Below are 11,570 nucleotides of genomic sequence, written 5' to 3' on the forward strand. Positions count from 1 at the left end.
ATTGAGATACAGGCCGAAGATAATTATAGCCATGCGCTGATTCGTTGCTGGGGTGCTCAATAACTCAATGACTGACGTGCTTTTATGCAGCGCGCTTTTTGGGTATAATCATGCTATCGATAATGTTGGCGATACTGACATTCAAATATAAAAATAATAGATCGGATCATCGCGCGACTTAACTTAAAGATCCGCGTGATGTTATCCAAAGAATTTTAAGGTATAGATGTGAGTTATTTATCTATTGAGTTTGCGGTAAGTTTTATCGTTTTTTTCGGTATTTATTGGGGATTGAAACGGCACATTGTGCTGCAAAATAGTCTATTGCTAATAGTCAGTTATGTGATTGTGGGACTATTTAATATTCATTTTGCGCTGATTCTGGCTGGCTATACGATCATCATTTATTTACTCTCAATCGGTATTGCTCATAGTTCCGCTCCGCGTGGCTGGCTAGTACTGGCTTGCATTGTGGCCGTGGTTAATCTGGCTATCTTTAAATACTGCGATTTTTTCCGTGCCGAGTTGCAGCTATTATTGAATGCAGTCGGTTGGCATCTGTTATTACCGAGTGCTGAGATATTGTTACCGATCGGGATCTCATTTTACACTTTCCATTCAATCAGTTATTTAGTCTCATTATCAAAAAAAGAGCTCAAACCGGTCTCATTTTGGGATTTTGCCCTCTATCTCTCTTTCTTTCCCAGTATTGTGGCGGGTCCAATTAATCGGGCCAAACATTTTTTACCACAGATTCAGACCACGCATATCAGAACGTTATTAGAACCCTATCGCGCTTTAACATTAATCTTATTGGCCGTGATAAAGGTCTATTGGTTAAGCTCAGCTTTAGCCGATTATTATGTGAATCCGATATTTGATAGCCCACAAGAGTACCAATCATTTGATCTGATTTTGGGACTGTATGCCTATGCGATTGAGATTTATTTAAATTTCTCGGGATATACTGATTTAGTTACCGCTATTGCGCTACTGCTGGGTTTCAGACTACCGATAAACTTTAATTTACCCTATCTAGCGATTAATCTGCGTGATTTTTGGCAGCGCTGGCATATCAGCTTGTCGACTTGGATTCGTGATTATATCTATATCCCCTTAGGCGGCAGTCGGATTAATGTGACGCGAACACAGATCAATGTCCTGATTGCGATGTTGCTCTCCGGACTCTGGCATGGCGCCGGTATGAATTTCTTATTATGGGGGGCGATTCATGGTATCGGGTTGGTGATGCTGAATGTAGCCGATCGGTTATTGGGCGTTAATGTTATCGCCAGACGTTCGGCATTAATTGCCAAATTATTTACCCTACACTATGTCTGTTTTGCCTGGTTATTTTTCCGCAGTGCTTCCTTGAGCGATGCACTCGATTATCTGCAGGCAATAGCACATAATATGACGGATGTAGCCATGAAATATAACTCGCTTCTCACGATAATTATCTTGCTTATTGCCTACTGTTTTTATCCCAAATGGTCTACTATTCCGACCTATTTTTCGCGCTTCTTAGCCAAAATGCCGTGGTTTATTCTGCCGGTTATTTTCATCTGTATTCTGTGGTTGGTTATCTATTTAGCGCCATCGGGTATTCCTCAATTTATTTATGCTGGATTTTAAGGGGAAACCAATGTCGATATGGCGTATTTTTTATGTGTTGTTGGTGACCTTGTGTGGTTTACTCTTCTTATATCAGCAGTCGATTGAGATCTATTGGCAGCAAACCTATCATACTGCGTCGCCATTTGTGTTTGTCGGCAACCGAGCGCAGCAAACCGGACATGAAGGGCAGACTACTGGCGAAAAAATAACCCAGTCTCTGACTGACTCACTGAACCAGAATGAAGCGCTATTTTCACGTTGGAATCAGCAACTGATTCATGTCATGAACGATCGATTAGGATTAGTGGATGCGGATGATGATAACACCGTGACGCAGGCGCCTGAGATTGTCGCGCCGCATCAAGTTATGGCGCCGCCACATCAGCACCAAAAGACGCTAAAACAAACACGTCAAATCAATCATGATAATACCTCAGTCGCTATTCATAGTCAGGCGGCGGTACCGTCAGACGCAACCTTACAACCCATCACACCATCAACCGCGTCAGCGGCGTCTGCCAATATTGCAGAAAAAACACCAGTATTGCATCCTGGGGATAAGTTATTTTTTGTCGGTGATTCGTTAATGCAGGGCGTTGCCCCTCGGGTAAAACGACGTTTATATAATCATTACAAGATAGAGAGTATCGACCTGAGTAAACAGAGTACCGGGCTCTCCTATCCGAAAGCGTTTGATTGGCCAAAAGTGATCGAAGAAACGCTAGCCTTGCAGCCGAATATCAAAGTAATGGCGGTTTTTTTAGGACCGAATGACCCATGGAATTTTCCTATTCCTAATCGTAAGGATTATCTTAAATTCAAATCGACAGAGTGGGAGCAGGTTTATCGATCTCGGATTGAACGTATTTTACAAGCAGCTGCAAAGCACCAAGTTGCCGTTATCTGGTTAGGCGCACCCTGCATGCGCGCAACCAAGTTACATCAAGATATGCTCTATCTCAATCAGTTGTATCGATCCGAAGTGGAAAAATTTGCTGGACAATATATTCCAACCAGTGAATTATTAGGCTGTAGTGATGCGCAGTATGTTAATTTTGTCGCTACTGCGCGGGGCAATATTAAAGCCAGAATTGATGATGGTATTCATTTTACCGTTGCCGGTCAGCGCATTTTAGCGAGCAAAATCATGGCTGAACTGACCATCGCACCATCACAGCAAGAGGCCAAAAATGAGTAGGATAATGCTGTTATGGGCAATATGGCTGATGAGTTTATGGCTCAGTAGTAGCGGGTTTGCGCAAACAACCGAGCTCGAGTTAGCCCCCAAGATGTATACGGGTATCGTTGATTTTGGTGATCCCAATGTGGCAAAACTCAGCGCGCGTTTTAGCAAACTAGAACATCATTCGGTTGAGAACGACGTGGTTGTGATTACGCAATTCGGTGACTCTCACTCAGCTGCTGATTTTTTTACTGGTGAGCTGCGCCGATTAATGCAGGAAAGATATGGTGATGCCGGTATCGGTTGGGTTACGCCCATGCCTGTGCCGGGCCAATACCATATTGGCCTGAGCTGGAAAACCCAACATTGGCAGATTGTCAGTAGCCGTAATGTGCATGATCGTCTCTATCCGATGGGCGGATATATTGCGTCACCGACGAAAAATAGCAGTGTTTTACAAGTGATACCACAGCAATCTCAAGCTGCAGAGAAGTGGACAGTGAGTATGCGAGTAAAATTGCTCAAACGCAATGCGCTACAGGTCTTTGATGCGAAAGAGACACGACTGCCACTACGTTTACCTACCCGTTTAAATCAGTGGCAATCGGTCAATTTTGTGACGACTATGCCATTCCAAATTAAAACTACCAATATGGGTGTTGAGCTTGGGAGCTTTTGGCTACAAAAACGTCATCAGGCCGGAGTGATTGTCTCTCCCATTGCGACCAATGGCGCAAAATTGTCACTTTGGCAGAAGTGGTCTGCTGACTGGTTTGATGAATTGCCGTCAACTAAAAGTGATCTGGTGATCTTAGCTTATGGTACCAATGAGTCTTTTGAGTCGACACTGAACTTAGCTGAGTACCGGAAAAATCTGATATACAATATTGCACAGATTCGAAAACAGTTACCCCGTGCGGTGATCTTGTTATTCAGTTCTCCTGACACACTGCTCAGTAGTGTCTCTGCGCCAGCGTCTTGTGATGCGCGTCATCCACCAAGTTATCAGGCGGTAAGACAGATTCAACAAGAAGTCGCGCAATCAGAAAGACTCCTATATTGGGACTGGCAGACTGCGATGGGCGGTAATTGTATTATCGAAAAATGGCGTATGATGGATTTGGCCAGACCCGATCTGGTGCACTTAACGCGCACGGGCTATGTCCAAAGTGCCACGACGTTTTATCAAGATTTACTTAAACTTTTGCGGTAATCCGCTATACTCACGCTATCTGATTTTGTTAGGGCGTGTTATTGTTTAATAAGATTATTTATCAATTGATTAGTATTATGAAATAGGAATAATTATGTCATCACCAATTATTGTTGCCGTCGATTTTGCTGATATCAAATCAGCATGGGAATTTATTGATAGAGTGGAACCTGCCGATTGCCGGTTAAAAGTGGGTAAAGAACTCTTTACGCATGGTGGGCCCGACTTTGTGAAACAGGTGCAACAAAAAGGCTTTGATATTTTTCTCGATTTAAAATTTCATGATATTCCGAATACGGTTGCTCATGCGGTTGCATCGGCTGCCGATCTGGGGGTGTGGATGGTTGATGTGCATGCTTCTGGCGGGAGTCGAATGATGCAGGCTGCTAAGGATGCACTTTATACTTTTGGTCAGGATGCTCCGTTACTGATTGCCGTCACTGTATTGACTAGCATGGAAGAGAGTGACTTAAAAGAGATTGGCATCGAACTTTCCCCACTTGAACAAGCGACTCGTTTGGCGACACTGGCCAAAAACTGTGGTTTGGACGGCGTAGTCTGTTCTGCGCAAGAGGTGCAAAGTTTTAGAACACGTCTGGGCAGTGATTTTAAATTAGTCACACCGGGTATCAGGCCCGTTGGCTTTGGTGCCGACGATCAGCGCCGAATTATGACCCCACAACGGGCACTGGCTGCCGGTTCTGACTTTTTAGTGATTGGCCGACCTATTACTCGCGCCGCCGATCCTGCTGCCGCGCTAAAAGATATCTTAGCGACGTTAGCGTGATTAAATAAGGTTAAAACTACATCGTGATAACGATAGATTAAGAGTGAAATAATGCCGAATAAACAGGAAAGTACCTTAGTTTATTCGACTGAAACCGGTCGAATAAAAGCCGATAAACCGGAGGTCTCGAGGCCAAAAGGTGATGGTATCGTGCGTTTGCGCCGTGAAGTTGCTGGACGTAAGGGCAAAGGTGTCTGCGTGATTAGCGGATTGGATTTGAGTGATGTTGATCTCATCAAACTGGCGGCTGAGCTGAAAAAAAGTTGTGGCTGTGGTGGCAGTGTGAAAGCGGGATTGATTGAAATTCAAGGTGACAAACGGGATCTGCTTAAAACCTTATTGGAGCAAAAGGGCTTTCAGGTCAAACTGGCTGGGGGCTAACCGACTAAACTTGGCCCGCCTTGGATAAAAAGGTTTGGTGACAGATTGGGGGTAGCGTGAGTGATTATTGAATAAGTTACAGGCAAAATAAAGGCAGGGTAAATTTATTTATCCTGCCTTTATTTTATTCTGCAACTATCACATCATAGGATTTAGTGATTACTCATTGCACGCATTTTATTCGATAATTCACGACGCTCTTTTGAGATTTCCGCATTGGTAATAATGAAGTCGTCGACACGATCATCATAATCATTTTTCATATTGGCAATAATGGCCATAATCTCATCGTAACTCATACCCGGTTTGATATAGTCACTTAAGTTTTCAAGTAACAATACACGTTTTTGGTTATCACGGATTTTCTTTTCATTATCAGCAATCTCACGTTTCAACTTATTTCTACGGCGAGATAAACGAACGTATTCTAGAACATCTTGGAAGGATGATTTGGTCGTTTTTTCCATTGTGAGCCTCTTCTTGTTCACTTAATTAACTTGTTTTATATCAATTAGTATATAACGAACTATACTAAATGTTGAGCATTAACTTCCAATAATGAGGTTAATTTTATATCAGCTAAACACCAGTGTGAATTATCATGATTATCTTTAGCGGGGATCACGATAGATTTCATGCGTGCCGCTTTTGTGGCGGTCATGCCGGCAACTGAATCCTCAATGGTAATACAGTTAGTTGGTCTGACGTGAAGGGCCTGCGCGGCATTTAAGTAGACTTCAGGATGCGGTTTACCATGGGATAAAGATTCGGCAGAGACTCGGACATCAAAATAATCGGTTATATTTAAGACATCTGTCACGGCTTCAATAACCCGCATTGCCGATGATGAGGCTAGACCAATTTTTAGCCCTTGTGCTTTAAAGAAAGCTAATGACTCAATGACACCGGGTAATATCGGTTTGCTGGCGATAATTTTTGCAATGGTGACATCGATAATACGATCAGCCATTTCGGTTGGATTGATCTTCTTTTCAGGTGCGGTTTTACAAAACATCTCAACCACTTCGTTAATACGCATACCGGTTGTGATGAGATTATACTTGCGAAAAATTTCGTCGCGATTGAGACCAAATAGCGGGAGAACTTCAGCTTCGGCTTGCTCCCAAAGTGGTTCAGAGTCAACTAATACGCCGTCCATATCATAAATTACGGCTTTTATTTTAAACATATCATGCATGATGAGATCCCTTGTGCGTCATCTTTTACTGCCAGTAAAACAATCGCCTGATACTATAACATATAAAAAAAGCAGATTATTCATCTGCTTTGCTTATATTTCAGTTTAAGCTAAAAAACGTGGGATATTTTTCTCATATTGGCTGATAGCGTCTTCATGCTGCAATGTCAGTCCAATATTGTCTAAGCCATTTAATAAACAGTGGCGTTTAAATGGATCAAGGTTAAATGAATAGGTTTTACCGCCGGCGATGACAACCTCATTCTCTAAATCAACGGTAAACTCAATCCCTTCTTGTGCTTCGACAAGTTTGAATAAAGCGTCCACATCCTCTTCAGATAAGTTAACTAATAGCAGCTGATTATTGAATGAGTTGTTATAGAAAATATCGGCAAAGCTTGAGCCAATAATGGTTTTAAAGCCATAATCCGCCAATGCCCAAGGCGCATGTTCGCGCGATGAGCCGCAACCAAAGTTTTCACGGGTTAATAAGATACTCGCACCTTGGTAACGGGGTTTATTCAGTACAAAGGCGGGGTTTGGTTTTTGGCCGGCATCATCAAGGAACCGCCATTCATGAAAAGCATGCTGGCCGAAGCCAACGCGCGTCACCTTTTGTAAAAATTGTTTCGGAATAATGGCATCCGTATCAACATTCGCCGCATCAAGTGGAACAACTAATCCAGTGTGTTGGGTAAATTTAGCCATGAATTTATGCTCCTTAAAATGATTGACGAATATCAGTAAAATGACCGGTAATGGCAGCAGCGGCTGCCATTGCTGGGCTGACTAAATGGGTTCTGGCATCACGACCTTGACGACCTTCGAAGTTACGGTTACTGGTTGAGGCGCAGCGATCACCTGGCGCTAGCTTATCATCATTCATCGCCAGACACATAGAGCAGCCGGGTAAACGCCATTCAAAACCAGCTGCAATGAAAATCTTATCTAATCCTTCTGCTTCTGCCTGTGCTTTTACTGGGCCAGAGCCTGGCACGACTAACGCTTGTACGCCCGCAGCGACTTTACGGCCTTTAGCAATTTCAGCGGCAGCACGTAAGTCTTCAATGCGAGAGTTTGTACACGAACCGATGAAGACTTTATTAATTTTAACTTCTGACATTTTAGTCCCGGCCGTTAAGCCCATATAAGCTAAGGCTCTTGTTGCCGAGTTTTTCTCGATAGGATCACTAAAATCGTTGGGATTAGGCACCACACTATTGATACCGGTAACCTGACCGGGATTGGTCCCCCAGGTTACTTGCGGGGCTATATCATGGGCGTCTAAGGTGACGACTTTATCGAAATGGGCACCATCATCGGTTTTTAAGGTTTTCCAGTAAGTGATAGCTTCGTCTAATGCAGGTCCTTTCGGCGCAAATTGACGACCTTTAATATATGCAAAGGTTGTCTCGTCCGGCGCAATAATGCCGGCTTTCGCGCCCATCTCAATGGCCATGTTACACAAGGTCATGCGTCCTTCCATCGATAGCGCCTTAATCGCATCACCACAAAATTCAACTACATAACCAGTGCCGCCAGCGCTAGTTGTTTTACCGATAATAGCCAAGATAATATCTTTCGCGGTGATACCTGAAGCAACCTGTCCCTTCACCTCAATCTTCATGGTTTTAGCGCGACCCTGTTTTAGGGTTTGGGTGGCCAATACATGTTCAACTTCTGAAGTCCCAATACCGAACGCTAAGGCACCAAAAGCGCCATGGGTTGCGGTATGCGAATCCCCACAGACAATTGTCATCCCAGGTAAAGTCATGCCCTGTTCAGGACCGATGACGTGCACAATACCGCGTAAAGGACTTTGAATATCATATAATAAGATACCAAACTCTTTGGCATTTTTAGCCAGTTCAGTTAATTGAATACGAGCCATTTCACTACATGCACTTAATTCATTACTTTTGGTTGAGGTATTGTGATCCATGGTTGCAAATGTTTTGTCTGTACAGCGTACTTTGCGGTGCATTGCTCTTAAACCATCAAATGCTTGTGGTGAAGTGACCTCATGCACTAAATGGCGATCGATATATAAAATAGGCGTCTCATTCGGCGCTTCGTAAACAACATGCGCATCATATAACTTTTGATACAATGTTTTGGGTTTAATTGTCGACATTGCCTTGTTCCTTATATTTTTTAGCATCATTGCATTATGCTGAAATTAAAATTAAATTTATTATTAAATCCGCGCTGATATAGATATCATCGCGACCTAGATAAATTGACAGATGGCATCACCCATTGCATCGGTTGAGATATGCTGACCGCCATGGGCAAGATCGATAGTGCGATAATCATTTTCTAATGCTTTATTGACGGCCGCTTCGATCATCGATGCAATATCATCGCGTTTTAAGCTATAGCGAATCAGTAATGCCAACGAAAGAATTTGTGCCGCTGGATTCGCTAAATTCTTTCCGGCGATATCAGGTGCGCTGCCGCCTGCCGGTTCATATAGGCCAAAACCATGCGCATTTAAGCTGGCAGAAGGTAACATACCCATTGAGCCAGTTATCATGGCACACTCATCCGATAAGATATCACCAAACAAATTAGAACATAAAATGACATCAAACTGGCTTGGATCTTTAATTAACTGCATCGTGGCATTATCGATATACATATGTTCTAGTGTCACATCGGGATACCCTTTAGCAACCTGGCTGACCACTTCGCGCCATAAAATGGAGGTTTGCAGTACATTGGCTTTATCAATTGACGTCACTTTTTTCTTACGTAAACGCGCGGCTTCAAAGCCCATTTTGGCGATACGTTCTATTTCAAACCGGTGATAAACCTCGGTATCAAAAGCGCGCTCTTGAGGACCACTGCCTTCACGGCCTTTCGGCAGACCAAAATAGATTCCACCAGTCAATTCACGCATACATAAAATATCAAAGCGACGTTTAGCAATATCCTCTCTTAATGGACAAAGCTCTTCTAAACCTTGATATAATTTAGCCGGGCGCAGGTTAGCAAATAGTTTAAAATGTTTACGTAAGGGTAACAGTGCGCCACGCTCAGGCTGTTGATCTGGTGGTAAATTCTGCCATTTAGGTCCACCGACTGAACCAAATAAAATCGCATCGGCTTTTTCACAACCGGCTAAGGTTTCCGGCGGCAATGGCATACCATGAATATCAATCGCTGCACCCCCTACATCATATTCACTGGTGGTAATCGATAGTTGATATTTATGTCGAATAACATCAAGTACTTTATAAGCTTGTTTCATGACTTCAGGGCCAATACCATCACCAGGAAGTACTGCGATATGATAAGTTTGTGACATAGTATCCTCGGATTATTTGTTTATTCAGTTAATTTAATATCTTGTTTAGTCTGCTTTTAATCTCTATTACTACTCTGATCGGTTATCTCTGATGTAAACGCTGTTTTTCTTGTTCTATCTGGGTTGCACGATAAATATGATTAAGGGCATTGACTAAGGCTTTGGCTGACGCTTCGACAATATCAATCGCTAAACCGACACCGTGGTAGCGACGTTGATGATACTCAACGACAATATCGACCTGACCTAAGGCATTCTCACCTTGACCTTTTGAAGCTAACTGATATTTTTCAATCGAAACCGGAATCTGCACAATACGATTAATCGCTTGATAGACTGCCTCAACCGGGCCGTTACCAGTTGCAGCATCAGAGCGTTTTTCACCATCGATAATTAAGCTGACTGATGCGGTTGAAACCACCGTTGAACCTGACTGTACATTAAAATAATCTAACTCAAAATGCGACTCATCGTCTTTTAATTTATTCATAAATATCAATGCTTCTAAATCGTAGTCAAATACCTGACCTTTTTTATCCGCTAAAGCTAAAAATGCGCTATAGATAGCATCTAAATTATAGTCATTTTCTTGGTAGCCTAATGCTTCCAAACGATGTTTGACGGCAGCACGACCAGAACGTGAGGTTAAATTTAATTGAATCTGATTTAAGCCAATTGATTCTGGCGTCATGATTTCATAAGTTTCACGGTTCTTTAAGATACCATCCTGATGGATACCTGACGAATGCGCAAAAGCATTACTACCAATCACGGCTTTATTGGCTGGGATAGGGGTATTGGCTAATTGGCTAACAATTTGACTAGTGCGGTAAATTTCTTGGTGGTTGATATTGGTGTGAACATTTAAAATATTTTGACGAACTTTGATCGCCATAATGACTTCTTCTAAGGCACAGTTACCGGCTCGCTCGCCTAAACCATTCATCGCCCCTTCAATCTGTCTGGCACCTTCTTGTACCGCGGTAATTGAATTGGCGACAGACATCCCTAAATCATCATGACAGTGCACTGAGATAACTGCTTTATCAATATTGGGCACACGATTAAATAACGTTTTAATGATCTGACCAAATTGGTAAGGCACTGTATAACCGACCGTATCTGGAATATTAATCGTGGTCGCGCCGGCAGCAATCGCCGCTTCAACAATGCGACATAAATTATCAATCGGCGTTCGGCCAGCATCTTCGCACGAAAACTCGACATCATTGGTGTAGTTTCTTGCGCGTTTAACACTTTTAACTGCACGTTCAACCACATCATCAAAGATCATGCGTAATTTATCTTGTACATGTAATGTGGACGTCGCCATAAAGGTATGAATACGAAATGCTTCGGCCACCTTTAAGGCTTCAGCGGCCACATCAATATCTTTGTCAACGCAGCGTGCTAATCCACAAACTCGGCTGTTTTTTATTTGTCTGGCAATGGTTTGAACTGATTCAAAATCACCTGGTGATGAGACTGGGAAACCAACCTCCATCACATCAACCCGCATTCTTTCAAGCGCTAAAGCGATTTCTAGTTTTTCTTTAACGGTTAAGCTGGCTTGTAAAGCTTGTTCACCATCACGTAATGTGGTATCGAAAATAATAACTTGATCGCTCATATGTTTTCCCTATTTAGTTTAGCGCGACGAATTTGGGTAAAAAAAAACCCGCATCATAACGCGGGTTTCTTGGTGATTCGTCTGAGTTTTTATGTTTTTAACTCTCCGAGCACAAACAATCCGCGCAATTCAATGCGAGGAGCAGGCTGAGGTGGAGTTGGGTTACGTTTAACATAAAAATCCCTTTTATCAGTATTAATATACTTTGAAAAATAATTGTTAATATTTTTATCAAATTGTCATTACGGTGT

11 protein-coding genes are annotated in these 11,570 nt (G+C 42.6%); 5 read left to right on the plus strand and 6 right to left on the minus strand.

Features of this window, described 5'->3' with window-relative positions; translation table 11 throughout:
* Positions 1–228 precede the first annotated feature (228 nt).
* The 5 genes from RHO15_03790 to yciH all read left to right on the plus strand — a co-directional run bounded on the left by RHO15_03790 (position 229) and on the right by yciH (position 5,181).
* Entirely contained in the window at positions 229–1,635 is a 1,407-nt protein-coding gene (locus tag RHO15_03790) for an MBOAT family O-acyltransferase (GenBank protein ID WVD64646.1), read from the plus strand.
* Positions 1,636–1,645: 10 nt separating this feature from the next.
* A complete protein-coding gene (locus RHO15_03795; protein WVD64647.1) occupies positions 1,646–2,815 on the plus strand; it encodes an SGNH family hydrolase in 1,170 nt (389 codons plus the stop codon).
* Complete coding sequence (locus RHO15_03800; GenBank protein ID WVD64648.1) at positions 2,808–4,013, plus strand: GDSL-type esterase/lipase family protein; 1,206 nt, start codon at positions 2,808–2,810, stop codon at positions 4,011–4,013. Before RHO15_03795 ends, RHO15_03800 begins: the two co-directional genes overlap by 8 nt.
* 94 nt (positions 4,014–4,107) lie before the next feature.
* Positions 4,108–4,800, plus strand: a complete 693-nt coding sequence (gene pyrF / locus RHO15_03805; GenBank protein WVD64649.1) for an orotidine-5'-phosphate decarboxylase — start codon at positions 4,108–4,110, stop codon at positions 4,798–4,800.
* 51 nt (positions 4,801–4,851) lie between these two features.
* Positions 4,852–5,181, plus strand: a complete 330-nt coding sequence (gene yciH, locus RHO15_03810) for a stress response translation initiation inhibitor YciH (GenBank protein ID WVD64650.1) — start codon at positions 4,852–4,854, stop codon at positions 5,179–5,181.
* Positions 5,182–5,333: 152 nt separating this feature from the next.
* Here yciH and tmaR read toward each other — a convergent pair whose 3' ends face one another.
* The 6 genes from tmaR to leuA all read right to left on the minus strand — a co-directional run bounded on the left by tmaR (position 5,334) and on the right by leuA (position 11,319).
* Positions 5,334–5,648: a PTS system regulator TmaR gene (gene tmaR / locus RHO15_03815; GenBank protein ID WVD64651.1), complete on the minus strand. Its 315-nt coding sequence runs from the start codon at positions 5,646–5,648 to the stop codon at positions 5,334–5,336.
* Between the two features lie 59 nt (positions 5,649–5,707).
* Complete coding sequence (hxpB, locus tag RHO15_03820; protein WVD64652.1) at positions 5,708–6,379, minus strand: hexitol phosphatase HxpB; 672 nt, start codon at positions 6,377–6,379, stop codon at positions 5,708–5,710.
* Positions 6,380–6,484: 105 nt separating this feature from the next.
* A complete protein-coding gene (gene leuD / locus RHO15_03825; protein ID WVD64653.1) occupies positions 6,485–7,087 on the minus strand; it encodes a 3-isopropylmalate dehydratase small subunit in 603 nt (200 codons plus the stop codon).
* A 13-nt stretch (positions 7,088–7,100) separates the two neighbouring features.
* Positions 7,101–8,504 (minus strand): 3-isopropylmalate dehydratase large subunit, encoded by a 1,404-nt coding sequence (gene leuC, locus RHO15_03830; protein ID WVD64967.1) that lies wholly within the window; start codon positions 8,502–8,504, stop codon positions 7,101–7,103.
* A gap of 105 nt (positions 8,505–8,609) precedes the next feature.
* The gene (gene leuB / locus RHO15_03835; GenBank protein ID WVD64654.1) at positions 8,610–9,689 is read right to left on the minus strand and encodes a 3-isopropylmalate dehydrogenase; all 1,080 of its coding nucleotides are present in this window, start codon (positions 9,687–9,689) and stop codon (positions 8,610–8,612) included.
* An 82-nt stretch (positions 9,690–9,771) separates the two neighbouring features.
* A complete protein-coding gene (leuA, locus tag RHO15_03840; protein WVD64655.1) occupies positions 9,772–11,319 on the minus strand; it encodes a 2-isopropylmalate synthase in 1,548 nt (515 codons plus the stop codon).
* Between the last annotated feature and the right edge of the window lie 251 nt (positions 11,320–11,570).

The organism is Orbaceae bacterium lpD01 (assembly GCA_036251705.1).
GTDB classification, from domain to species: domain Bacteria; phylum Pseudomonadota; class Gammaproteobacteria; order Enterobacterales; family Orbaceae; genus Utexia; species Utexia brackfieldae.

Coding starts and splice junctions, on each gene's coding strand:
- RHO15_03795 (WVD64647.1), top strand. CDS start 1,646: ATGTCGATATGGCGTATTTTTTATGTGTTGTTGGTGACCTTGTGTGGT.
- tmaR (WVD64651.1), bottom strand. CDS start 5,648: ATGGAAAAAACGACCAAATCATCCTTCCAAGATGTTCTAGAATACGTT.
- hxpB (WVD64652.1), bottom strand. CDS start 6,379: ATGCATGATATGTTTAAAATAAAAGCCGTAATTTATGATATGGACGGC.
- RHO15_03800 (WVD64648.1), top strand. CDS start 2,808: ATGAGTAGGATAATGCTGTTATGGGCAATATGGCTGATGAGTTTATGG.
- leuD (WVD64653.1), bottom strand. CDS start 7,087: ATGGCTAAATTTACCCAACACACTGGATTAGTTGTTCCACTTGATGCG.
- pyrF (WVD64649.1), top strand. CDS start 4,108: ATGTCATCACCAATTATTGTTGCCGTCGATTTTGCTGATATCAAATCA.
- yciH (WVD64650.1), top strand. CDS start 4,852: ATGCCGAATAAACAGGAAAGTACCTTAGTTTATTCGACTGAAACCGGT.
- leuB (WVD64654.1), bottom strand. CDS start 9,689: ATGTCACAAACTTATCATATCGCAGTACTTCCTGGTGATGGTATTGGC.
- leuA (WVD64655.1), bottom strand. CDS start 11,319: ATGAGCGATCAAGTTATTATTTTCGATACCACATTACGTGATGGTGAA.